Annotated in this window: 22 protein-coding genes; 13 read left to right on the top strand and 9 right to left on the bottom strand. The window is 62.8% G+C overall.

The features are described from left to right. The first annotated feature begins 414 nt into the window (after positions 1 to 414). Positions 415 to 1,134, top strand: a complete 720-nt coding sequence (locus tag IMX18_RS24050) for a carbonic anhydrase (RefSeq protein WP_013970295.1) — start codon at positions 415 to 417, stop codon at positions 1,132 to 1,134. Positions 1,135 to 1,326: 192 nt separating this feature from the next. Next, complete coding sequence (locus tag IMX18_RS24045) at positions 1,327 to 2,859, top strand: SulP family inorganic anion transporter (RefSeq protein ID WP_217190016.1); 1,533 nt, start codon at positions 1,327 to 1,329, stop codon at positions 2,857 to 2,859. A 131-nt stretch (positions 2,860 to 2,990) separates the two neighbouring features. On the opposite strand, the gene IMX18_RS24040 is transcribed toward IMX18_RS24045, so the two are convergent. Then, a complete protein-coding gene (locus tag IMX18_RS24040) occupies positions 2,991 to 3,632 on the bottom strand; it encodes a hypothetical protein (protein ID WP_100413578.1) in 642 nt (213 codons plus the stop codon). Positions 3,633 to 4,001: 369 nt separating this feature from the next. Between IMX18_RS24040 and coxB the strand changes: the two genes are divergently transcribed. The 4 genes from coxB to IMX18_RS24020 are packed head-to-tail and all read left to right on the top strand — an operon-like array spanning position 4,002 to position 8,243. Further along, positions 4,002 to 5,129, top strand: coding sequence for a cytochrome c oxidase subunit II (gene coxB, locus IMX18_RS24035; RefSeq protein WP_217190017.1), 1,128 nt, complete (start codon positions 4,002 to 4,004; stop codon positions 5,127 to 5,129). A 43-nt stretch (positions 5,130 to 5,172) separates the two neighbouring features. After that, on the top strand, positions 5,173 to 6,762 hold the full coding sequence (gene ctaD, locus IMX18_RS24030) for a cytochrome c oxidase subunit I (protein WP_015268463.1): 1,590 nt from the start codon (positions 5,173 to 5,175) through the stop codon (positions 6,760 to 6,762). A 10-nt stretch (positions 6,763 to 6,772) separates the two neighbouring features. After that, positions 6,773 to 7,339 (top strand): cytochrome c oxidase assembly protein, encoded by a 567-nt coding sequence (locus IMX18_RS24025; protein WP_015268464.1) that lies wholly within the window; start codon positions 6,773 to 6,775, stop codon positions 7,337 to 7,339. 16 nt (positions 7,340 to 7,355) lie between these two features. After that, positions 7,356 to 8,243 (top strand): cytochrome c oxidase subunit 3, encoded by an 888-nt coding sequence (locus IMX18_RS24020; protein ID WP_100413576.1) that lies wholly within the window; start codon positions 7,356 to 7,358, stop codon positions 8,241 to 8,243. Between the two features lie 110 nt (positions 8,244 to 8,353). Here IMX18_RS24020 and IMX18_RS24015 read toward each other — a convergent pair whose 3' ends face one another. After that, complete coding sequence (locus IMX18_RS24015) at positions 8,354 to 8,557, bottom strand: twin transmembrane helix small protein (RefSeq protein WP_003258925.1); 204 nt, start codon at positions 8,555 to 8,557, stop codon at positions 8,354 to 8,356. Positions 8,558 to 8,620: 63 nt separating this feature from the next. Between IMX18_RS24015 and IMX18_RS24010 the strand changes: the two genes are divergently transcribed. Genes IMX18_RS24010 through IMX18_RS23990 form a run of 5 tightly spaced genes read left to right on the top strand, consistent with a single transcriptional unit; the run spans position 8,621 to position 12,504 of the window. Beyond that, the gene (locus tag IMX18_RS24010; protein WP_139657928.1) at positions 8,621 to 9,358 is read left to right on the top strand and encodes an SURF1 family protein; all 738 of its coding nucleotides are present in this window, start codon (positions 8,621 to 8,623) and stop codon (positions 9,356 to 9,358) included. Then, entirely contained in the window at positions 9,327 to 9,908 is a 582-nt protein-coding gene (locus tag IMX18_RS24005) for a hypothetical protein (protein ID WP_139657929.1), read from the top strand. The genes IMX18_RS24010 and IMX18_RS24005 overlap by 32 nt, the downstream gene beginning before the upstream one ends. A gap of 9 nt (positions 9,909 to 9,917) precedes the next feature. Continuing rightward, entirely contained in the window at positions 9,918 to 10,997 is a 1,080-nt protein-coding gene (locus IMX18_RS24000) for a COX15/CtaA family protein (protein ID WP_015268468.1), read from the top strand. Further along, positions 10,982 to 11,875, top strand: coding sequence for a heme o synthase (cyoE, locus tag IMX18_RS23995; RefSeq protein WP_013970304.1), 894 nt, complete (start codon positions 10,982 to 10,984; stop codon positions 11,873 to 11,875). Before IMX18_RS24000 ends, cyoE begins: the two co-directional genes overlap by 16 nt. Further along, positions 11,872 to 12,504 (top strand): SCO family protein, encoded by a 633-nt coding sequence (locus tag IMX18_RS23990; protein WP_013970305.1) that lies wholly within the window; start codon positions 11,872 to 11,874, stop codon positions 12,502 to 12,504. The genes cyoE and IMX18_RS23990 overlap by 4 nt, the downstream gene beginning before the upstream one ends. Positions 12,505 to 12,714: 210 nt before the next feature. Here IMX18_RS23990 and IMX18_RS23985 read toward each other — a convergent pair whose 3' ends face one another. The 3 genes from IMX18_RS23985 to IMX18_RS23975 form a co-directional block, all read right to left on the bottom strand. Next, positions 12,715 to 13,485 (bottom strand): MetQ/NlpA family ABC transporter substrate-binding protein, encoded by a 771-nt coding sequence (locus IMX18_RS23985; RefSeq protein ID WP_100413574.1) that lies wholly within the window; start codon positions 13,483 to 13,485, stop codon positions 12,715 to 12,717. Between the two features lie 64 nt (positions 13,486 to 13,549). After that, on the bottom strand, positions 13,550 to 14,221 hold the full coding sequence (locus IMX18_RS23980; protein WP_013970307.1) for a methionine ABC transporter permease: 672 nt from the start codon (positions 14,219 to 14,221) through the stop codon (positions 13,550 to 13,552). After that, positions 14,221 to 15,228: a methionine ABC transporter ATP-binding protein gene (locus IMX18_RS23975; protein ID WP_061305075.1), complete on the bottom strand. Its 1,008-nt coding sequence runs from the start codon at positions 15,226 to 15,228 to the stop codon at positions 14,221 to 14,223. Before IMX18_RS23975 ends, IMX18_RS23980 begins: the two co-directional genes overlap by 1 nt. Positions 15,229 to 15,455: 227 nt before the next feature. On the opposite strand from IMX18_RS23975, the gene katE reads away from it, so the two are divergent. Next, positions 15,456 to 17,591 carry a catalase HPII gene (gene katE / locus IMX18_RS23970; protein WP_015268470.1) on the top strand — a complete coding sequence of 712 codons (2,136 nt, stop codon included), beginning with the start codon at positions 15,456 to 15,458 and terminating at the stop codon, positions 17,589 to 17,591. Between the two features lie 109 nt (positions 17,592 to 17,700). Here the strand turns inward: katE and IMX18_RS23965 are convergent, their stop codons facing one another. The 4 genes from IMX18_RS23965 to zur all read right to left on the bottom strand — a co-directional run bounded on the left by IMX18_RS23965 (position 17,701) and on the right by zur (position 20,569). After that, positions 17,701 to 18,408, bottom strand: a complete 708-nt coding sequence (locus IMX18_RS23965) for a PA5502 family lipoprotein (protein ID WP_015268471.1) — start codon at positions 18,406 to 18,408, stop codon at positions 17,701 to 17,703. A 127-nt stretch (positions 18,409 to 18,535) separates the two neighbouring features. Next, complete coding sequence (gene znuB, locus IMX18_RS23960; RefSeq protein ID WP_003256958.1) at positions 18,536 to 19,318, bottom strand: zinc ABC transporter permease subunit ZnuB; 783 nt, start codon at positions 19,316 to 19,318, stop codon at positions 18,536 to 18,538. After that, on the bottom strand, positions 19,311 to 20,087 hold the full coding sequence (gene znuC, locus IMX18_RS23955) for a zinc ABC transporter ATP-binding protein ZnuC (RefSeq protein WP_025337219.1): 777 nt from the start codon (positions 20,085 to 20,087) through the stop codon (positions 19,311 to 19,313). The genes znuB and znuC overlap by 8 nt, the downstream gene beginning before the upstream one ends. Continuing rightward, complete coding sequence (zur, locus tag IMX18_RS23950) at positions 20,084 to 20,569, bottom strand: zinc uptake transcriptional repressor Zur (RefSeq protein ID WP_015268473.1); 486 nt, start codon at positions 20,567 to 20,569, stop codon at positions 20,084 to 20,086. Before zur ends, znuC begins: the two co-directional genes overlap by 4 nt. Positions 20,570 to 20,587: 18 nt before the next feature. On the opposite strand from zur, the gene IMX18_RS23945 reads away from it, so the two are divergent. Then, positions 20,588 to 21,544, top strand: a complete 957-nt coding sequence (locus IMX18_RS23945) for a zinc ABC transporter substrate-binding protein (RefSeq protein ID WP_043935186.1) — start codon at positions 20,588 to 20,590, stop codon at positions 21,542 to 21,544. The last annotated feature ends 255 nt before the right edge of the window (positions 21,545 to 21,799 follow it).

Below are 21,799 nucleotides of genomic sequence, written 5' to 3'. Positions count from 1 at the left end.
CAGAGTACGGTCTTTGTGGGAGCGGGCGCGCCCGCGAACACCGGCACAGCCGGTGCCATGTACCGAGTTGCCTCCTTCGCGGGCACGCCCACTCCCACAGGTTCTGCGCAGGTTCCGGGTGCCCGCATGTGGCGCATTGCCAGCCCTCAATGCAACTAATTAAAGTTGATAATTGCAGTAATGGCTCTTGGCAGTTGATGTTTTTTTGCTATTATCCAATATCCGCCTTTCCTATCTGGAACACCCGTTCTAGAGCCTTCGAATTAAGTTTCAGTTAAGTTTTCCCCGCTAGCGTAGGAAATCAGTCTTCACCGACTGTGATCTATGGCCCGTGCGTGTCATCTAAATCCCTGCATAGCCAGAATCTTTCACCGGTAAAATGGATTTACCTACACACCGTCAAGAGGATGAATCATGCCCGTCAAGGACCCATCCAAGGTCGTACCGCAGGTCCCCGCGGAGAGCGCCGATGCCGCCCTGAAGCACATCGTCGACGGCTTCCTGCGTTTTCACCATGACGTTTTCCCCGAGCAGCAAGAGCTGTTCAAGAAGCTCGCCACCGCGCAAACCCCGCGAGCCATGTTCATCACCTGCGCCGACTCGCGCATCGTTCCCGAGCTGATCACCCAGAGTTCACCTGGCGACCTGTTCGTGACCCGTAACGTCGGTAACGTGGTACCGCCGTATGGCCAGATGAACGGCGGCGTTTCCAGCGCCATCGAATACGCCGTACTGGCGTTGAAAGTGCATCACATCATCGTCTGCGGGCACTCCGACTGCGGCGCCATGCGTGCCGTACTCAACCCGCAATCGCTGACCAAGATGCCGACCGTGTCCGCCTGGTTGCGCCACGCCGAAGTGGCCCGCACCGTGGTCGAGAACAACTGCTCGTGCGGCAGCGAACACGAAACCATGCAGGTGCTGACCAAGGAAAACGTCATCGCCCAGCTGCATCACCTGCGCACCCACCCTTCGGTGGCTTCGCGCCTGGCAGCCGGTGAGCTGTACATCCATGGCTGGGTCTACGACATCGAGACCAGCAAGATCGAAGCCTACGACGCCGCCAGCGATACCTTCCTGCCCTTGGCTGCTGGCGAGCCGGTCCCCTGCGCTACTCCGAGAGGCCGCTACTAAGCGACCCATCCACCCGCTGGAACCTTGATAGCCGGCTGCACCCCGTAGGGGTGTGGCACGGCCTTCGGCTGCCTTGAATTCCCTGACTGCCTTGCCGGCACGCCCGCTGGCGGCCCGCGCCTGCGCGCTCGTCAGGGGCAAACGTGCCCACGGCCAGGGGAATGGCTGTGTGACAAAGAAAGGAGAAACACGGTGAACATTACACAGTTGAAAGCGGCCCTGCCGCGTGAGTTGCTGGCGTCGGTGGTGGTCTTCCTGGTGGCACTGCCGTTGTGCATGGGCATTGCGATCGCCTCTGGCATGCCGCCGGCCAAAGGCCTGATTACCGGCATTATCGGCGGTATTGTCGTTGGTTTCCTCGCCGGTTCGCCGCTGCAGGTCAGTGGCCCGGCCGCCGGTCTGGCGGTATTGGTATTCGAGCTGGTACGCCAGCACGGCATGGCCATGCTCGGGCCGATCCTGCTGCTGGCCGGCTTGCTGCAGTTACTGGCCGGGCGCATGCGCCTGGGCTGCTGGTTCCGGGTTACCGCACCGGCGGTGGTGTACGGCATGTTGGCGGGGATTGGCGTGCTGATCGTGCTTTCGCAGGTGCATGTGATGTTCGACACCGCGCCGCAGCCATCCGGCATGCAGAACCTGCTGGAGTTCCCGGCGACCGTGGCCGCCGCCCTACCGCAGGAAAGCGCCGGCTCTGGTTGGATGGCCGGTGCGCTTGGCCTAGGCACCATCGCCATCATGTGGAGCTGGGAGCGGCTGCGACCGCAGCGGCTGCGCTTCGTCCCGGGTGCCCTGCTGGGTGTGTCGGCCATGACGGCCATCAGCATCTGGCTGGCTTTGCCGGTGAACCGCGTACAGGTGCCGGCCGACCTGTCCGAGGCCATCGACTGGATCCGCCCTGGTGACCTGATGCAACTGGCCGACCCTACCTTGTTGGTCGCCGCATTTGCCCTGGCCTTCATCGCCAGTGCCGAAACCTTGTTGTCGGCTGCAGCGGTCGACCGTATGCACAGCGGCCAGCGTTCGGACTTTGATCGTGAGCTGTCGGCCCAGGGCATCGGCAACATGCTGTGCGGGGTGCTCGGTGCGTTGCCGATGACCGGGGTGATCGTGCGTAGCTCGGCCAACGTGCAGGCAGGTGCGCAGACCCGGGCTTCGGCGATCTTCCATGGCCTGTGGCTGCTGGCGTTCGTTGTGGCGTTGAGCAGCGTGCTGCAGCAGATCCCGGTGGCGAGCCTGGCGGGTGTGCTGGTGTTCACCGGGGTCAAGCTGGTGGATTTCAAGGCGTTTCGTGGGCTGGGCCGCTATGGCCGCATGCCGATGTTCACCTACGCGGCGACGGCGCTGGCGATCATCTTTACCGACCTGCTGACCGGTGTATTGCTGGGCTTTGCCCTGACCTTGCTGAAGCTGGCACTGAAGGCGGCGCGGTTGAAGATCAACCTGGTCAGCCTGGAGAAGGCTGGACACATGGAGCTGCGGTTGAGTGGCGCGGCCACTTTCCTCAAGGTGCCGGCGCTGACCCAGGTGCTGGATAGCGTACCGGCGGGGACCACCCTGCATGTGCCGTTGGGTAACCTCAGCTATATCGACCACTCGTGCCTTGAGCTGCTTGAAGATTGGGGCCGCAGTAATTCAGCAAATGGGTCGCGGTTGCTGATCGAGCAGCGGCGCTTGAAGCGGCGGATCGAGGGGCGGATGCGGACTACGGCCGGGGTTGGGGCCTAGAGCCGGAATCTTTGCTGCATGAGCCGGCCCTTTCGCGGGCACGCCCGCTCCCACAGGTAATCCACAGTCATCAAGGCATGTGCTTTCCCTGTGGGAGCGGGCGTGCCCGCGAAGAGGCCGGGACAGGAACTTCAGGCCGGCTGGCCCAGCTCCACCCCCAGCTGCCGTGACAGGCACGGCCAGCGCTTCCACGCCGCGCCTGTTTCCGGGCTGCTCAATTTCTCGCGGTAGGTTTCCACCGATTCCACCGCGAAGCTTTCATCATTCAACATTTCATCCACCGAGTGGTGCACCACTTCATCCAGCTGATTGGCAAACGTCTCGCCAATCAACTGGTGGGCAATCAGGTTGGCGACGGTGGTGTCGACCGGGATCAACGGTTGCTGGAAGTGACGGATGTACAGGTCGTTCACCTCTTCCACCAGGCGGTGCGCCAGGTAGGCCTCATCCAGCAGGCAGTCCAGGCCCACATGCCCTTGCATCACGCTGGGCGGCTGCAGGAAGTAGGCTTCGGCGATTTTCAGTACAGGTTTGATCTGCGATTCGATCCCGGCCTCGCGGGCGACCTCATGGGCGGCCTCCAGCAGTTCCGGAACCTGGTCGATGTAGGCGCTGACGAAGCGCGCCAAAGTACCCTGGGCGTCCTGCTCAGGCAGTTGGATCGAGGGGTGCAGGTGGGGCAGTTGCAGCTCGAGACGCTTTTTCAGTTGGCCGGTCTGGCCTTCGTGTTGATGGGCTTGGCTTACCTGCTCGCGTACAGCAGCGATGTTCATGACAACTCCAGGGACATTACGTTTCAAACGGAAGACACTAAATTAGCTCGGTATACAGAATACCTAAGACGCATTTGTTATAAGTCGCGCAAACGTGTGCATGCTCAGGCATATCGAAAAGCCATTATTGTGCCATGCCGTGTCAAGCGCGCGGTTTTCAGGCCATTCAGCCATTTCATGAAGTTCATTTCACGGGCTTCGTTGCGTGCCGTTGGTCGCTGTCTATACTCCCGGTGAACGTGATTCGTTGATGAGGCCCGACTGCTTTTAGCAGGGGCTCGGTCGTCGAAGCCAGGTAGTCTTGACCACCGTTCCCTCTTGCCGCAGGCCACGCCTCCGGGACTACAAGAACGAGAAGGGGAACCCGCAATGATGCGACATCCACATGTCTGGATGGGCCTCCTGTTGTGGTCGGTTTTTGGTCAGGCCAACGCCGCCTGGACCGTGAACATGCACCCAGGCGCGACGGAAGTCTCCAACGCCGTCTTCGACCTGCACATGACCATCTTCTGGATCTGCGTGATCATCGGCATCGTTGTCTTTGGCGCGATGTTCTGGTCCATGGTCATCCACCGCCGTTCCACCGGCCAGCAGGCTGCGCATTTCCACGAGCACACCTGGGTGGAAATCCTCTGGACCGTGGTCCCCTTCCTGATCCTGGTGGCCATGGCCATCCCGGCCACCAAGACCCTGATCGACATCTACGATGCCGGCGAGTCGGACATCGATATCCAGGTTACCGGCTACCAGTGGAAGTGGCACTACAAATACCTCGGCCAGGACGTGGAGTTCTTCAGCAACCTGGCCACCCCCACCGAGCAGATCCACAACAAGGCACCCAAGGACGAGCACTACCTGCTCGAAGTCGACCAGCCGCTGGTGCTGCCGGTTGGCGCCAAGGTGCGCTTCCTGGTAACCGCTGCCGATGTCATCCACTCCTGGTGGGTGCCGGCCTTCGCGGTCAAGCGTGATGCCATCCCCGGTTTCGTCAACGAAGCCTGGACCCGTATCGAGAAGCCCGGCATCTACCGCGGCCAATGCACCGAGCTGTGCGGCAAGGACCACGGTTTCATGCCGGTGGTGGTCGAGGTCAAGTCCAAGGCCGACTACGACACCTGGCTGGGCGAGCGCAAGGCTGAAGCTGCCAAGCTCAAGGAACTGACCAGCAAGGAATGGACCCTGGAGGAGCTGGTGGAACGTGGTGACAAGGTCTACCACACCACCTGCGTGGCCTGTCACCAGGCCGAAGGCCAGGGCCTGCCGCCGATGTTCCCTGCGCTCAAGGGCTCGAAGATCGCCACCGGGCCGAAGGAAGCCCATCTGGGCATCGTATTCCACGGCAAGCCTGGCACTGCCATGGCCGCGTTCGGCAAGCAGCTCTCGGAAGTCGACATCGCCGCCGTGGTCACCTACGAGCGCAACGCCTGGGGCAACAACAAGGGTGACATGGTCACGCCGAAGGACGTGCTGGCGCTGAAGCAGGCAGAAGCGCAATGAACCGGGTTACTCGCGGCAATCAATGGATTGCAGGAGACAGGACATGAGTGCAGTGATCGACGACCACGCCCACGGCCATGACCATGCGCACGGCCCGGCCAAGGGCCTGATGCGCTGGGTGCTGACCACCAACCACAAGGACATCGGCACGATGTACCTGTGGTTCAGCTTCATCATGTTCCTGCTCGGCGGCTCGTTCGCCATGGTGATCCGCGCCGAGCTGTTCCAGCCCGGCCTGCAGATCGTCCAGCCGGAGTTCTTCAACCAGATGACCACCATGCACGGCCTGATAATGGTGTTCGGTGCGGTGATGCCGGCCTTCGTCGGCCTGGCCAACTGGATGATCCCGCTGATGATCGGCGCGCCCGACATGGCCCTGCCGCGGATGAACAACTTCAGCTTCTGGCTGCTGCCGGCTGCTTTCCTGTTGCTGGTTTCGACCCTGTTCAGCCCGGGCGGCGGGCCCAACTTCGGCTGGACCTTCTACGCCCCGCTGTCCACCACCTACGCGCCGGCCAGCGTCACCTTCTTCATCTTTGCCATCCACCTGATGGGCATCAGCTCGATCATGGGCGCGATCAACGTGATCGCCACCATCCTCAACTTGCGCGCCCCAGGCATGACCTTGATGAAGATGCCACTGTTCGTCTGGACCTGGCTGATTACCGCATTCCTGCTGATTGCGGTGATGCCGGTGCTGGCCGGCGTCGTGACCATGATGCTGATGGACATCCACTTCGGTACCAGCTTCTTCAGTGCCGCCGGCGGTGGTGACCCGGTGCTGTTCCAGCACGTGTTCTGGTTCTTCGGCCACCCCGAGGTGTACATCATGATCCTGCCGGCCTTCGGCGCGGTCAGCTCGATCATCCCGGCGTTCTCGCGCAAGCCGCTGTTCGGCTACACCTCGATGGTGTACGCCACCGGCGCCATTGCCTTCCTGTCGTTCATCGTCTGGGCCCACCACATGTTCGTGGTCGGTATTCCCGTGGTCGGCGAGCTGTTCTTCATGTACGCCACCATGCTGATCGCCGTGCCTACCGGGGTGAAGGTGTTCAACTGGGTCAGCACCATGTGGGAAGGCTCGCTGACCTTCGAAACGCCGATGCTGTTCGCCATCGCCTTTGTCATCCTGTTCACCATCGGCGGTTTCAGCGGGCTGATGCTCGCCATCGCCCCGGCGGACTTCCAGTACCACGACACCTACTTCGTGGTAGCGCACTTTCACTATGTACTGGTGCCTGGGGCGATCTTCGGCATCTTCGCCTCGGCCTACTACTGGCTGCCGAAATGGACCGGCCACATGTACGACGAAACCCTCGGCAAGCTGCACTTCTGGCTATCGTTCGTCGGCATGAATATGGCCTTCTTCCCCATGCACTTCGTGGGGCTGGCCGGCATGCCACGGCGGATCCCCGACTACAACCTGCAGTTCGCCGACTTCAACATGGTGTCGTCGATCGGCGCGTTCATGTTCGGCGCCACGCAGATATTCTTCCTGTTCATCGTCATCAAGTGCATCCGCGGCGGCGCGCCGGCACCGGCCAAGCCATGGGATGGCGCCGAGGGCCTAGAGTGGTCGATCCCATCGCCTGCGCCCTACCACACCTTCCAGACGCCACCGGAAGTGAAATAGGAACCGTGCCATGAACGGCCTTTCGCTGAAACGTCTGGTGTTGCGCCTGTTGATGCTGACGGTGGTGATGTTCGCCTTCGGCTTCGCCCTGGTGCCTATCTATGACGTGATGTGCAAGGCCTTCGGCATCAACGGCAAGACCGGAGGGCAGTACGAAGGCAGCCAGGTCAGCGACCCGACGCGTTCGGTGCGGGTGCAGTTCATGTCGACCAATGCCAGCGACATGGTCTGGGACTTCTACTCCACCGCCGACCAGTTGGAGGTCAACCCGGGTGCGGTGAACCAGATGATCTTCATCGCCCATAACCCGACCGACCGGCCGATGAGTGCGCAAGCCATCCCCAGCATCACCCCGGCCGAGGCTGCGGCGTACTTCCACAAGACCGAGTGCTTCTGCTTCACCCAGCAGGTGCTGCAGCCCGGCGAACGCATCGAGATGCCGGTGCGCTTCATTGTCGACCGCGACCTGCCGGCCAGCGTGAAGCACCTGACACTGGCCTACACCTTGTTCGACATCACCGCTCGCCACCCGCCGGTCGCGCATGTCGCGGCCCAGGACGTCCAGGGCGCCCGTTAAGGGAAGGAGAACAGCAATGGCAAGTCATGAGCACTATTACGTTCCGGCGCAGAGCAAGTGGCCGATCATCGCCACCATCGGCATGTTCATCACGGTGTTCGGCCTGGGTACCTGGTTCAACGACATGAAGGCCGGCCACCCCGAGTCGCACGGGCCGCTGATCTTCTTCATCGGTGCGTTGTTCCTGGCCTACATGCTGTTCGGCTGGTTCGGTTCGGTGGTGCGGGAGAGCCGCGCGGGGCTGTACAGCCCGCAACTGGACCGCTCGTTCCGCTGGGGCATGAGCTGGTTCATTTTCTCCGAGGTGATGTTCTTTCTGGCCTTCTTCGGTGCGCTGTTCTACGTGCGCGTGCTGGCCGGGCCGTGGCTGGGCGGTGAAGGGGCCAAGGGTGTTGCGCACATGTTGTGGCCGACCTTCGAATTCACCTGGCCGCTGCTGCACACGCCCGACCCGAAACTGTTCCCGCCGCCCAAGGAAGTGATCGACCCGTGGCACCTGCCGCTGATCAACACCATCTTGCTGGTCAGCTCCAGCGTGACCATCACCATCGCCCATCATGCCCTGCGCCGCGACCACCGTGGCCCGCTGAAATTCTGGATGGCGCTGACCATCGTCCTGGGCGCCAGCTTCATCGCGTTGCAGGCCTACGAGTACCACGAGGCCTATACCAAGCTGGGGCTGACGCTGGGGTCGGGTATCTACGGTGCGACGTTCTTCATGCTCACCGGCTTCCACGGCGCCCACGTGACCTTGGGCACGATCATCCTGATCGTGATGTTCGTGCGCATCTTGCGCGGGCATTTCAACCCGGAGAAACACTTTGGTTTCGAGGCGGCCAGTTGGTACTGGCACTTCGTCGATGTGGTGTGGGTGGGGTTGTTCATCTTTGTGTATGTGCTTTAGGGCCAATCGCCGGCAAACCAGCTCCCACAGGGTCTCATTGGGCCTGAAGCATAGGTGATCCCTGTGGGAGCTGGCTTGCCGGCGATGAGGCCATCAAAACAAGTGCAGTTTCAGAAGGGGGCGTGTGAGACCAGCTGACCGCTGATGAAGCCCCAGGCCACCAGGCCGATGGTGAGGGCCGCCAGGGTCACCCGCACGGTCAGTGCCTTCAGCAAACGGGTCGAGTTTTCATCGTCCTTGACCAGAAACACCAGGCCGCTGAACAGGCTGGCAATCGTGGCCAACAGCATCAGGACAATCGCGGCCTTGAGCATGGCGATACTCCGGGGGGATGCGGTGATGTGGATAAGTATAGCGATCGGCCCGACGAGGCTCCGATGAGGCCGTTTCGTCCGGGCTGGGTACCAACCCTGGTGGTGCTTGCGCTGCTGCCGGGGCTGATCGCGCTTGGCTGCTGGCAACTCGGCCGTGCCGAGGAAAAGCGCGTGCTGCTGGCCGCCTATGCCGAGCGGCGGGTCGAAGCGCCCGTGGCCACGGCCCAGCTGACAGCGAACCAGGACAATGCCTTCCGCCGCGTGCATCTCTATGGCCGCTTCGACGCAGAGCACAGCTTGCTTCTGGACAACCGCATGCGTGACGGCCAGGCCGGTGTCGAACTGCTGCAACCCTTCCATGATCAGGCGAGCGGCGTGTGGCTGCTGGTCAACCGCGGCTGGCTGCCTTGGCCGGACCGCCGCGTGCCGGTGCATTTCGATACCCCTGCCCAGGCGTTGGCGCTGGACGCTTCGGTATATGTCGCGCCTGGCAGCACGTTCCAGCTGCATCCCGACCCTGCAGGAGGCCAGTGGCCGCACCTGCTGACCGCCGTGGATGCCGCGCAGTTATGGCAACAGCTCGATCGCGAAGGCTTCGCCCAAGAGCTGCGCCTGGAACCCGGCCCGGCGACCTATCGCCTGGACTGGCCGGTCGTTGCCATGGGCCCGGAAAAACACCTGGGTTACGCCGTGCAGTGGTTTGCCCTGGCAACCACTTTGGTACTGCTCTACCTCTACTTCGGCTGGCGCCACAACAAGGAGAAACGCCATGGCCACCGCCACTCCACTGGAAGTGCCTGAACGTAGCAAACCCAGAGCCCGCGGGCGTTTGCAGCTGCTGTTGATTCTGCTGGTGGTGCTCGGGCCGATGGTTCTGGCCACCAGCATGTACAAGCTCAAGTTCTGGGTACCGGACGGCCGCAGCTACCACGGCGTGATGATCGGCAACGGGGAAACCCTTGCCGATCTCGGCGTGGCGGGCCAAGGCGAGCGCTGGCAGCTGCTGGTGAGCGCACCCACAGCCTGTGCCGAGGATTGCCAGCGGCTGGTGTACCTGGCCCGGCAGATCCAGGTCGGTCTGGGTCGTGATGCTAGCCGTGCCAGCCATGCCCTGGCGGCTGCCCAGCCGGCAAGCGCCGACTACCAGGCATTGCTCGGTCGCGAATATCCACAGTTGCAGCGTTACCCGCTGGATGCGCAACGCTACCTGCAAAAAGTCGGCGAGGCCGGCCCGCAGCTGTGGATCGTCGACCCGCACGGCAACCTGGTGCTGCGCTACGACGCCAAGGTCAACGGCAAGCATGTGCTGGACGACCTGCGCCACCTGCTCAAGCTGTCCAACATCGGCTAGGAGCCTGCCATGGCCAGACCCGGATTCCGCCTTGCTGTGTTCGCCACCTTGCTGGCACTGCTGGTTGTCCTGCTCGGTGCCTATACCCGCCTGACCCACGCCGGCCTCGGCTGCCCGGACTGGCCGGGTTGCTACGGCTTCATCAGCGTGCCCAAGAGCGAAGCGCAGCTGGCTCATGCCGAGCTGCATTTCCCCGAACACCCGGTGGAAGCCGCCAAGGGCTGGGCCGAGATGGTCCACCGCTACTTCGCCGGCACCCTGGCGATGGTGATCGCCCTGCTCGCCTTGCAGGCGCTGCGCCGGCATGCCCGCGATGGCCAGCCTTACCGCCTGCCCTTGCTGCTGCTGGGCGTGGTGCTGGCCCAGGCAGCCTTCGGCATGTGGACGGTCACCCTCAAGCTGTGGCCGCAGGTGGTCACCGCGCATCTACTTGGCGGCTTCACTACCCTGAGTTTGTTGTTCCTGTTGTCCCTGCGTCTGTCGCGGGCCTTTGCGCCCTTGCCAAAGCTGCCATTGAGCCTGCGCCGGATCGCCGCGCTGGCCTTGCTGGTGGTGATCGGCCAGATCGCCCTGGGCGGCTGGGTCAGCGCCAATTACGCGGCCGTCGCCTGCATCGACCTGCCCACCTGCCACGGCCAGTGGTGGCCGGCGGCGGACTTCAGCAACGGGTTCCACCTGACCCAGCATGTCGGGCCCAATTACCTGGGCGGGCAGCTGGACAGTGATGCGCGAACGGCCATCCACATCAGCCACCGCCTGGGCGCATTGCTGGTGACCTGCGTGCTGCTGATGCTCAGCTGGAAGCTGCACCGCTGCGGCCTCCCTGGCCTGGCGCGGCTGGTGCTGCTGGCGCTGGTGGTGCAAGTCGGCCTGGGCATCAGCAATGTGCTGCTGCACCTGCCGCTGGCCGTGGCCGTGGCGCACAACGCTGGTGGGGCGCTGTTGCTGCTGAGCATGGTGCTGGTGAACTACCGCATCCGCGTGGTCGACAAGGTTCGCGTGGGTGTCGGCCATGGCTGGCGCCTGCGGCCCGTGGCTGGCGTGGGCATCTCCCACCACATGAGGAATGATTCGTGGCGACGCTTCTGAGCGCACAGAGGGCCAGTTGGCGTGACTACCTGGAGCTGACCAAGCCCAAGGTGGTGGTGCTGATGCTGATCACCTCGCTGGCGGGCATGTTCCTTGCCACCCGTGCGGGTGTCAGCTGGAGCGTGCTGCTGTTCGGCAACCTGGGCATCGGCTTTTGTGCAGGCGGCGCGGCGGTGGTCAACCATGTGGTGGACCGACGCATCGACGCGCTGATGGCGCGTACCCACAAGCGGCCGCTGGCCCAGGGCCGGGTCGAGCCGCTGCCGGCGCTGCTGTTCGCCCTGGCGCTGGCGCTACTTGGCATGGCCCTGCTGCTGGTGTTCACCAACGCCCTCACTGCCTGGCTGACACTGGCTTCCCTGCTCGGCTATGCGGTGCTTTACACCGGCTTTCTCAAGCGCGCCACGCCGCAGAACATCGTCATCGGCGGATTGGCCGGCGCCGCCCCGCCGTTGCTGGGCTGGGTGGCGGTCAGTGGGCATGTCAGCGCCGAGCCCCTGCTGCTGGTGCTGATCATCTTCGCGTGGACCCCACCACACTTCTGGGCCTTGGCCATCCACCGCAAGGAGGAGTACGCCAAGGCCGATATCCCGATGCTGCCGGTGACCCACGGCGAGCGCTACACCAAGCTGCATATCCTGCTGTACACCTTGGTATTGCTGGCGGTAAGCCTGCTGCCGTATGCCATCCACATGAGCGGCCCGCTGTACCTGGCTTGCGCCCTGGTGCTAGGCCTGCGCTTCCTGCAATGGGCATGGGTGTTGTACCGTGGCAGCCGGCCGCACGCAGCGATCGGCACCTTCAAGTACTCTATCGGCTACCTGTTCGCGCTGTTCATCGCGTTGCTCCTCGACCACTACCTGCTGCTGAACCTATGACCCGAACCCAGAAAACCGTCTTCATCCTCGTTGCCCTGGTCGCGTTGATCCTGGGCCTGACCGTCAACAAGGTGCTCAATGGCCGCGACCAGCCCAACCCCACCGAACTGATCGATGCCGGCATCATCCTGCTGCCGCAGAGCCGTACCGTGGCCGACGTGACCATGACCAACCAGGACGGCCAGCCGGTGCAACTGGATGACCTGAAGGGCAAATGGTCGCTGCTGTTCTTCGGCTACACCTACTGCCCGGACATCTGCCCGACCACCCTGGCCCAGTTGCGCCAGGTGAAGAGCGAGCTGCCCAAGGAGGCCGTCGACCGGCTGCAGGTGGTGCTGGTGAGCGTTGACCCGAACCGCGACACGCCGAACCAGCTGAAGCAGTACCTGGGCTATTTCGACAAGGATTTCGTCGGGGTGGCGGGGTCGATCGAGGATACCCAGAAGCTGGCCAATGCCTTGAGCATTCCGTTCATTCCGGCCGATACCAGCAAGCCGGGGTATACCGTTGATCACAGCGGCAACCTGGCGGTTGTGGGGCCGGATGGGCGTCAGCGCGGGTTCATTCGGGCGCCGTTCAACAACCAGAAGCTGGTGGCGCAGTTGCCCGGGCTCGTGAAGCGGGATTGAGATTTTTGGGCCTGCTGCGCAGGCCTATCGCGACACAAGGCCGCTCCCACAAAGTACGGCGTACGCCTCGGTCCTCATGGTTTGCCTGCCAGGGCAAATCGCCGGCAAGCCGGCTCCCACAGGGACCTCACAGGGCCTGAGGCTGGCGCTGTACCTGTGGGAGCTGGCTTGCCGGCGAATGGGCCGCAAAGCGGCCCCGGGGATTTCGGATCAGAACGCCGGAACCACAGCGCCTTTGTACTTCTCGTTGATGAACTGCTTCACCTCAGGCGAGTGCAGCGCAGCAGCCAGCTTTTTCATGGCGTCCGAGTCCTTGTTGTCCGGGCGGGCAACCAGGATGTTCACGTAAGGCGAGTCGCTGCCTTCGATGACCAGGGCGTCTTTCTCCGGGTTCAGCTTGGCTTCCAACGCGTAGTTGGTGTTGATCAGGGCAGCATCGACCTGGGTCAGCACACGCGGGATCGTGGCTGCTTCCAGCTCACGGAACTTCAGGCTTTTCGGGTTCTCGGCAACATCCTTCACGGTGGACAGGATGTTCTTGTTGTCCTTCAGCTTGATCACGCCGGCCTTGTCCAGCAGCAGCAGCGCGCGGCCGCCGTTGGTGGCGTCGTTGGGGATGACCACGGTGGCGCCGGAGGACAGCTCGTCCAGTTTCTTGATCTTGGTCGAGTACACGCCCAGCGGCTCGATGTGCACGCCGGCAACGCTCACCAGCTTGGTACCCTTGGCCTTGTTGAACTCATCCAGGTACGGCTGGTGCTGGAAGAAGTTGGCGTCCAGGCGCTTTTCCGCCACCTGCACGTTCGGCTGGATGTAGTCGGTGAATTCCTTGACCTTCAGCTCCACGCCCTCTTTCGCCAGAACAGGTTTGACGAAGTTGAGGATCTCGGCGTGCGGAACCGGGGTAGCGGCAACGGTCAGGGACTCGGCGTGGGCCGAGAAGGCCGCGACAGCGGCGACAACAGCAAGCAGCTTCTTCATTGATCACTCCTTGTGAGGGCCGCGACGGCCCCCGAACGGGTCGGCCGGGCCGACCCCATTGGGGTTACTTACGGGAAAAATGCACGACCAGTTTGTCGCCCACGCTCTGCAGGACTTGAACCAGTACCAGCAACAGCACCACTGTGACGACCATCACGTCGGTCTGGAAACGCTGGTAGCCGAAGCGGATGGCCAGGTCGCCCAGGCCGCCGGCACCGACCACACCAGCCATGGCGGTGTACGAAACCAAGGTGATGGCGGTCACGGTAATGGCGGCGAAGATGCCCGGGCGAGCCTCCGGCAGCAGTGCGCTGGTGATGATCTGGCGGGTAGTGGCGCCCATCGACTGAGTGGCTTCGATGATGCCGCGGTCCACTTCACGCAGGGCGGTTTCCACAAGGCGCGCGAAGAACGGCGTGGCACCCACCACCAGCGGCGGAATGGCGCCGGCGACGCCCAGGGAAGTGCCTGTGATCAGCACTGTGATCGGGATCATAACGATCAGCAGGATGATGAACGGCAGCGAGCGCAGGATGTTGACGATCAGCGACAGCAGCGCATACACACCCTTCTGCTCGAACATCTGCTTTGGCCCGCAGAGGAACAGCAGCACGCCCAGCGGCAGGCCGAGCAGCACGGTGAAGAACAGCGAGCCGAACAGCATGATCATGGTGTCGACGCTGGCCAGCCAGATTTCGGCCCAGTCGACGTTGGCAAAGAAATTCAGGGCGTCCATCAACGCAGTACCTCCATATGTACGTCAGCTGCCTTGAAGCGGGCGAACGCCGCTTCCATGTCACCGCCGATCAGGGCGAGGGTGAGCTGGCCATAGGGGACATCCTTGATGCGGTCGATACGCCCGGCGAGGATGCTGTAGTCCACACCGGTTTCGCGGGCCACGGTGCCCAGCAGCGGCGCGTAGGTGGCGTCGCCCTGGAAGGTCAGGCGCACGATACGGCCCGGCACGTGGGCGAAGTCGTCACGCTGCTCGCCTTCGTCAACCTGCTCGTCTTCCTGGACGAAGCGCTTGGTGGTGGGGTGCTGCGGGTGCAGGAACACCTCGGCCACCGAGCCCTGCTCGACGATCTGGCCGGCGTCCATCACTGCCACGCGGTCGCAGACCCGGCGGATCACGTCCATTTCGTGCGTGATCAGCACGATGGTCAGCTTCAGCTCACGGTTGATTTCGGCCAGCAATTGCAGGACCGAGGCGGTGGTTTGCGGGTCGAGGGCGCTGGTGGCCTCGTCGCACAGCAGGATCTTCGGGTTGGTGGACAGGGCGCGGGCGATGCCGACGCGCTGCTTCTGGCCACCGGACAACTGCGCCGGGTACTTTTTGGCATGGTCGGAAAGGCCGACGCGGGCCAGAAGCTCGGTCACGCGCTTGTCGATTTCGCTGCGCGACAGCTCGCCGGCCAGGGTCAGTGGCAAGGCGACGTTGTCGGCGACAGTCTTGGAGGCCAGCAGGTTGAAGTGCTGGAAAATCATCCCGACCTGCTGACGGAAACCGCGCAGCTGGCTCGCGTTGAACGCGGTAACGTCTTCGCCGTCGACGATGATCTTGCCCCCGGAAGGCTCTTCCAGGCGGTTGATCAGGCGCAGCATGGTGCTCTTGCCGGCGCCGGAATGGCCGATCAGGCCGAACACCTGGCCATCTTCGATGGTCAGGCTGGTCGGATTCAGTGCGGGGATTTCCCTACCGGCGACGCGGTAGGTCTTGTGTACCTGTTGGAACTCGATCACGTAGCGAACCTTGTGGGGCGCATGGAATTTGGGTCAGCGGTTAGCTGGGGTCGCGCATTTTAGCCTTTTCCCATAGCTGTTCTTAGCATTTATTTCGTAATGCACCAATCCTTCGGGCATATCGCGACAACCGGTAATCCTGATTGAACGCTCGGCAAAGCCTCCCGGTCACTACTTGCACACAGCCCGAAACGGGTATGCCTTAAGACTGACGAGGAGAGCCGATCATGCCCAGCAAGAACACGGACGCGCCAAAGCACAGCGAGGCCGCTGGCACCCAGACCCCGGACCGGGCCAATACCAACACCAAGTTGCAGAGCCTGGAGGCTGACCGAAGCGATGCCACAGGCAAAGCGTTGCGTACCAACCAGGGGGTGCGCATCGCTGACAACCAGAACACGCTCAAGGCGGGTGATAGAGGCCCCTCGTTGCTCGAAGATTTCATCATGCGCGAGAAGATCACGCACTTTGACCACGAGCGCATTCCTGAGCGCATCGTGCATGCGCGAGGAACAGGGGCGCATGGCTATTTCCAGAGCTATGGCAACCACGCCGAGCTGACCAAAGCCGGCTTCCTGCAGGACCCGGAGAAAGTCACGCCCGTCTTCGTGCGATTTTCCACGGTACAAGGCCCGCGCGGCTCAGCCGACACCGTGCGTGACGTGAGGGGCTTTGCTGTGAAGTTCTACACCGACGAGGGCAACTTCGACCTGGTGGGCAACAACATGCCGGTGTTCTTCATCCAGGATGCGATCAAATTCCCGGATTTCGTCCACGCCGTAAAGCCAGAACCGCACAACGAGATCCCGACCGGCGCTTCGGCCCATGACACCTTTTGGGATTTCGTCTCGCTGGTACCGGAGTCGGCCCATATGGTCATGTGGGCGATGTCGGACCGCGCTATCCCGCGCAGCTTGCGGATGATGGAAGGGTTCGGGGTGCATACGTTCCGCCTGATCAACGCCCAGGGCGTAGCCAGTTTCGTCAAATTCCACTGGAAACCGCGCCAGGGTGTGCACTCCCTGTTATGGGACGAAGCGCAGAAGCTGGCAGGCAAGGATGCTGATTTCCAGCGTCGCGACCTGTGGGAGGCTATCGAGACGGGTGATTACCCTGAATGGGAACTGGGTGTGCAGATCGTGCCGGAAGCCGACGAGCACAAATTCGATTTCGACCTGCTGGACCCGACCAAGATAATCCCGGAAGAACTGGTGCCGGTTACACCTTTGGGCAAGATGGTCCTGAATCGCAACCCGGACAACTTCTTTGCCGAAGTGGAGCAGGTGGCGTTCTGCCCGGCTCATATCGTGCCTGGCATCGACTTTACCAACGACCCTTTGTTGCAGGGACGGCTGTTCTCCTACACCGACACGCAGCTTAGCCGCCTCGGCGGGCCCAACTTCCACCAGATCCCGGTAAACCGCCCCGTCGCCCCTAACCACAACAACCAGCGTGACGCCTTGCATCAGCATGTGGTGCACAAGGGTCGCGCATCCTACGAGCCCAACTCCATCGACGGTGGCTGGCCGAAGGAAACGCCACCAGCCGCGCAGGATGGCGGCTTCGAGAGCTACCAGGAGCGTATCGATGCGCACAAGATCCGCCAGCGCAGCGATTCGTTCGGCGACCATTTCTCGCAGGCGCGGTTGTTCTTCCAGAGCATGAGCCCGACCGAGCAGCAGCACATCATCAAGGCTTACAGCTTTGAGCTGGGCAAGGTGGAGCGGGAGACGATCCGTGCTCGGGAAGTGAATGAGATTCTCGCCAATATCGACCTGAAGCTGGCGGCTGCGGTTGCTGCCAACCTCGGTTTGCCTGCACCGAACGCAGGCACTGTGCAAGTGAAGGGAAGCCAGCTTGCGCAGTCGCCTGCCCTGAGCCAGATGAACCACCCGGGCTCGGTTGGCATCAAGGGGCGCAAAATTGCCGTGCTGGTGGCAGATGGCGTAGACGCTGCCAGCGTGGACAAGCTGGTCAAGGCTCTGGAGGCGCACAGTGCCCGGCCGATGCTGCTTGGGCCGACCTCGGCACCAGTGATGGCCACGGACGGCAAGCAGCTGCCGGTGGGTGCCTCCATGGAAGGGATGCCCTCGATCATGTTTGACGGGATTGTCGTGCCAGCGGGCAAGGCCTCGACCGATGCGCTGGCAGGCAGTGGTTTGGCCAAGCACTTCCTGCTGGAGGGCTACAAACACCTGAAGGCGATGGTGGTGACCAAAGACCTTTTGGGCAGCTTGGGGCTTAAAGAAGACAAGGGGTTGCTGCTGGGGGATGAGCAGAAGACCGTGGATGCCTTCGTCAAAGCGGTAGAGGGGCATCGGGTGTGGGAGCGGGAGGCGGCTGCGGAGGCTGTGCCTGCCTAAGGGGCTGCTTTGCAGCCCATCGCGACACAAGGCCGCTCCTACAGGAGATCGCATTCCCTTGTAGGAGCGGCCTTGTGTCGCGAAAGGGGCGCGCAGCGCCCCCAGATTCTTAACGCTGATGCGGAACCAGAACCACCTGCGCCGGCAACGACCGCTGAATCTCGTGCTTCTGCTTCAGCTCGAACCCGCTGTCGATCTTGCGCACGCGTTTCTCCAGCAAGGTCTTCAGCCAAGGCGCATCTTCGGTACGCGGCACCTGGAACACCACGTCGCATTGATAGCTCACCACATCGGCGGCAATGTCATCCAGCTGGCGACGCATGGCGCGGCTGTCGGTGGTCTTCAAGGCCACCACGGTGCTCGGTGCAGCCGGGTCGATGATGCGCGCCTTGGGCTTGGCCTCGGCCGCTTTCAACGCCGCTTCAGCTTTCTCCAGCTCGGCCTTGCGCGCCTGGGTCACGGCGTCGCCACCAGTAACCGCCGGGGCCTGCGGCATCAGCGCGCGGGCACGGGCCAGGGCTGTGGCGGCAGCGTTCACATCACCCTTTTGCAGGAAGATCTGGCTGCGTTGCAGGTAGGCTTCGGCAAGCTGGCGCTGGTATTGCTCCAGGCGCGCGTCATCCGGCGCCTGGGCCTGCAAGGCTGCCAGCTGGTCTTCGGCGGTGGCCAGTTCGTTGCTGGCGATGTTCTGTTGCAATTGCTGCCAGGCATCTGCTTGGGCAGGTGCGGTGGCCTGTTCGACCGGCGCGTTTGAACACGCAGCCAGGAACAGGGAAAACGCGGCAACAAGCAGATAACGGGAGGCGAACGGCTTCATTCCTGCGACTCTCTATTTGCGCAAAAAGCGAGCAAGTCTACACCCAGGTGCGCACGCTCGAAAACAAGTCTTACAGACCCTTTACGTGCGGAAAGGTTGCAGGGCGCGCCTTCGCACGCCCTGTTTTTCAGCGTTTTGGCAGGGCCAGGCTCAGCAAGAATAGCACCGCCGCGCAGACCACGATCGACGGGCCGGCAGGGGTGTCCTTGAACCAGGACAGGGCCAGGCCGCCGCATACCGCGGTCACGCCCAGCAGGCTGGCGCCCAAGGCCATCTGTTCGGGAGAACGGGCGTGACGTTGCGCCGCAGCGGCAGGAATGATCAGCAGCGAGGTGATCAGCAGCACCCCGACGATCTTCATGGCAACGGCAATCACCACCGCGATCAGCAGCATCAGCGCCATGCGCAGCCCGGCCACCGGCAGGCCCTCGACCATGGCCAGCTCCTCGTGCACGGTGACTGCAAGCAACGGCCGCCACAGTGCAGCGAGCAGCAGCAGGACCAGCGCGCTGCCACCGAGGATCCAGGCAAGATCGGTGGTGCTGATGGCCAGTAGATCGCCGAACAGATAGGCCATCAGGTCGATGCGGACATCATGCATGAAGCTCAGCACCACCAGGCCCAGCGACAAGGTGCTGGGGGCGAGGATGCCAAGCAGTGTATCGGAGGCCAGCGGTTGGCGTTGCTGCAAGGTAACCAGCAAGATCGCCAGCAACAGGCAGCCCACGGTTACCGCCAGCGCCGGGCTGACGTCCAGAGCAAAACCCAGCGCCACGCCGAGCAGGGCGGCGTGGGACAGGGTGTCGCCAAAATAGGCCATGCGCCGCCACACCACGAAGGAGCCCAGTGGGCCGGCTACCAGCGCCAGGGACAAACCGGCAAGCAGGGCGTAGAGAAGAAAATCAGCCATGCTTGCAGTGCGCTCCGTGAACATGGGTGCCAGGGGCGACCACCGAGCCGTGCAGGTCATGGCTGTGGTCGTGATGGTGGTGGTAGATGGCCAGGCTGGGTGCGGCGGTCTGGCCGAACAGCTCGACGAATGCCGGGTCGCCGCTGACCTGTTCGGGGTGGCCCGAACAGCACACGTGGCGGTTCAGGCAAACCACCTGGTCTGTGGCGCTCATCACCAGGTGCAGGTCGTGGGAAACCATCAGCACGCCGCAGCCGTGACGGTCGCGAAGGCGGGTAATGAGGTTGTACAGCTCGGTCTGGCCAACCACGTCTACGCCCTGCACTGGCTCGTCAAGCACCAGCAACTGGGGTTCGCGCAGCAGGGCGCGGGCCAGCAGCACGCGCTGCATCTCGCCGCCGGAAATGGTCTGGATCGGGCTGTCGATGACCTGCTCGGCGCCTACTTCCTGCAACGCCGACAAGGCTGCCGCGCGGTCTACACCGGGCACCAGGCGCAAGAAGCGCAACACTGACAGCGGGAGCGTGGCATCGACCTGGATCTTTTGCGGCATGTAGCCAATGCGCAGTTTCGGCTTGCGCCAAACCTTGCCGCGGTGCGGCTTGAGCAGGCCGAGCACGGCGCGCACGAGGGTGGTCTTGCCCGCGCCGTTCGGGCCGATCAGGGTGACGATCTGGCCAGGTGCGACCGACAGGTCGATGCTGTCGAGCACCGCCTCGCCACCGAAGGTGACACCGACCTGCTCCAGGCGGATCAGTGCATCACTCATGCCGCGCTCCGGCAATTGCTGCACAGACCGACCACTTCCACCGTCTGGGTCTCGACCGTGAAGCCCACGCCCTTGGCGCTGCTGATGATGGCTTCGCTGATACTGTCCTGTTCCAGTTCGATGGCCACATGGCAGGCCCGGCAGATCAGGAACTGACCCTGGTGCAGGTGTTCCGGGTGGCTGCAGCCGATGAATGCGTTGAGCGAGGCGATGCGGTGCACCAGGCCGTTTTCCAGCAGGAAGTCCAGCGCACGGTACACCGTGGGGGGCGCGGCGCGGCGGCCGTCCTGCTCACTGAGCACGGCGAGGATATCGTAGGCGCCCAGCGGCTTGTGGCTTTGCCACACCAGTTCCAGCACTCGACGGCGCAGCGCGGTCAGGCGCAGGCCCTGGCGGGTGCACAAGGCGTCGGCTTCAGCCAATGCGCTGTGTACGCAATGGGAATGATCGTGAGGACGGTTGGCCAGCGGCGTGATGGACATGGGCAGCGACGGTTCTGGATGGAGACGTTATTATGTTACCTGTTTCTGACGACTCGAGTATTCACCGTGTCCCGATTCCTAGTCCTTTTTGTCGCTTTCATCGCATTTTCCGCCCAGGCCGACGTGCGCGTGCTGACCAGTATCAAACCCCTGCAGCAGATTGCCGCTGCCGTGCAGGACGGTGTTGGCACCCCTGAGGTATTGCTGCCTCCGGGGGCTTCGCCACACCACTACGCGCTGCGCCCGTCCGACGTACGGCGGGTAGGCGATGCCGACCTGCTTTACTGGATCGGCCCGGACATGGAGGGCTTCCTGCCGCGGGTACTGGGCAATCGCAGCAAGCCCACTGTGGCCGTGCAGGCGCTACCGGGCATGAAGCTCCGGCATTTTGGCGAGGACAGCCATTCCCATGAGGAAGAAGACCACGACGACCATGACCACGACCACCGCCCGGGCAGCCTGGACGCGCACCTGTGGCTATCGTCGGTCAACGCGCGTGTGATTGCAGCGAAAATGGCGGCTGACCTGGCGCAGATCGATCCGGCCAATACGGTGCGCTACCAGAGCAACCTCAAGGCCTTCGACGAACGCCTGGACGCATTGGATAAGCGGATCAAGGCGCGGGTGGCCGGGATTGCCGGCAAGCCGTACTTCGTGTTTCACGAAGCATTCGACTATTTCGAGGCCGAGTATGGCCTGAAGCACACCGGGGTGTTCAGCGTGGCGTCCGAGGTGCAGCCGGGTGCGCAGCACGTGGCAGCCATGCGCAAGCGCCTGCAGGAAGTGGGCAAGACCTGTGTGTTCAGCGAACCGCCGCTGCGGCCGCGGCTAGCCGAGACCTTGACCGCCGGGCTGCCGGTGCGCCTGGCCGAGCTGGATGCCCTGGGCGGTACCGACCCGGTGGATGGCAAGGGCTATGAGCGCTTGCTGGAGAAGCTGGGTGGCGACCTGGTTGGGTGCCTGGAACAGTTGTAAGCCTGTACCGACCTCTTCGCGGGTAAACCCGCTCTCATAGAACAACACATGACTCATTGGTTCGGCGAGGTTCTGTAGGAGCAGCCTTGTGCTGCGAAGAGGCCGGTACTGACAAAGCCTGTCTGTTGCTTGTACCGGCCTCTTCGCAGCACAAGGCTGCTCCTACAAAGGACGCGTCAGACGAGCGATATTTGTTCTCTGCGCGACAGCGCAGCCCAAAAGGGCTGGGTAATCTCCCACAGGGATAGCGCCAGC

Origin of the sequence: Pseudomonas shirazica (assembly GCF_015168335.1) — a bacterium.
Taxonomy (GTDB): Bacteria; Pseudomonadota; Gammaproteobacteria; order Pseudomonadales; family Pseudomonadaceae; genus Aquipseudomonas; species Aquipseudomonas asiatica.
The sequence above is the reverse complement of the archived record's forward strand: the minus strand, read 5'-3'. Positions and strand labels throughout refer to the sequence as shown.

Excerpts from the sequence above, each read along its gene's own strand:
- IMX18_RS24050 (WP_013970295.1), top strand. The coding sequence starts at position 415 with ATGCCCGTCAAGGACCCATCCAAGGTCGTACCGCAGGTCCCCGCGGAG.
- IMX18_RS24040 (WP_100413578.1), bottom strand. The coding sequence starts at position 3,632 with ATGAACATCGCTGCTGTACGCGAGCAGGTAAGCCAAGCCCATCAACAC.
- coxB (WP_217190017.1), top strand. The coding sequence starts at position 4,002 with ATGATGCGACATCCACATGTCTGGATGGGCCTCCTGTTGTGGTCGGTT.
- ctaD (WP_015268463.1), top strand. The coding sequence starts at position 5,173 with ATGAGTGCAGTGATCGACGACCACGCCCACGGCCATGACCATGCGCAC.
- IMX18_RS24025 (WP_015268464.1), top strand. The coding sequence starts at position 6,773 with ATGAACGGCCTTTCGCTGAAACGTCTGGTGTTGCGCCTGTTGATGCTG.
- IMX18_RS24020 (WP_100413576.1), top strand. The coding sequence starts at position 7,356 with ATGGCAAGTCATGAGCACTATTACGTTCCGGCGCAGAGCAAGTGGCCG.
- IMX18_RS24015 (WP_003258925.1), bottom strand. The coding sequence starts at position 8,557 with ATGCTCAAGGCCGCGATTGTCCTGATGCTGTTGGCCACGATTGCCAGC.
- IMX18_RS24010 (WP_139657928.1), top strand. The coding sequence starts at position 8,621 with ATGAGGCCGTTTCGTCCGGGCTGGGTACCAACCCTGGTGGTGCTTGCG.
- IMX18_RS24005 (WP_139657929.1), top strand. The coding sequence starts at position 9,327 with ATGGCCACCGCCACTCCACTGGAAGTGCCTGAACGTAGCAAACCCAGA.
- IMX18_RS24000 (WP_015268468.1), top strand. The coding sequence starts at position 9,918 with ATGGCCAGACCCGGATTCCGCCTTGCTGTGTTCGCCACCTTGCTGGCA.
- IMX18_RS23990 (WP_013970305.1), top strand. The coding sequence starts at position 11,872 with ATGACCCGAACCCAGAAAACCGTCTTCATCCTCGTTGCCCTGGTCGCG.
- IMX18_RS23985 (WP_100413574.1), bottom strand. The coding sequence starts at position 13,485 with ATGAAGAAGCTGCTTGCTGTTGTCGCCGCTGTCGCGGCCTTCTCGGCC.
- IMX18_RS23980 (WP_013970307.1), bottom strand. The coding sequence starts at position 14,221 with ATGGACGCCCTGAATTTCTTTGCCAACGTCGACTGGGCCGAAATCTGG.
- katE (WP_015268470.1), top strand. The coding sequence starts at position 15,456 with ATGCCCAGCAAGAACACGGACGCGCCAAAGCACAGCGAGGCCGCTGGC.
- IMX18_RS23965 (WP_015268471.1), bottom strand. The coding sequence starts at position 18,408 with ATGAAGCCGTTCGCCTCCCGTTATCTGCTTGTTGCCGCGTTTTCCCTG.
- znuB (WP_003256958.1), bottom strand. The coding sequence starts at position 19,318 with ATGGCTGATTTTCTTCTCTACGCCCTGCTTGCCGGTTTGTCCCTGGCG.
- znuC (WP_025337219.1), bottom strand. The coding sequence starts at position 20,087 with ATGAGTGATGCACTGATCCGCCTGGAGCAGGTCGGTGTCACCTTCGGT.
- zur (WP_015268473.1), bottom strand. The coding sequence starts at position 20,569 with ATGTCCATCACGCCGCTGGCCAACCGTCCTCACGATCATTCCCATTGC.
- IMX18_RS23945 (WP_043935186.1), top strand. The coding sequence starts at position 20,588 with ATGGAGACGTTATTATGTTACCTGTTTCTGACGACTCGAGTATTCACC.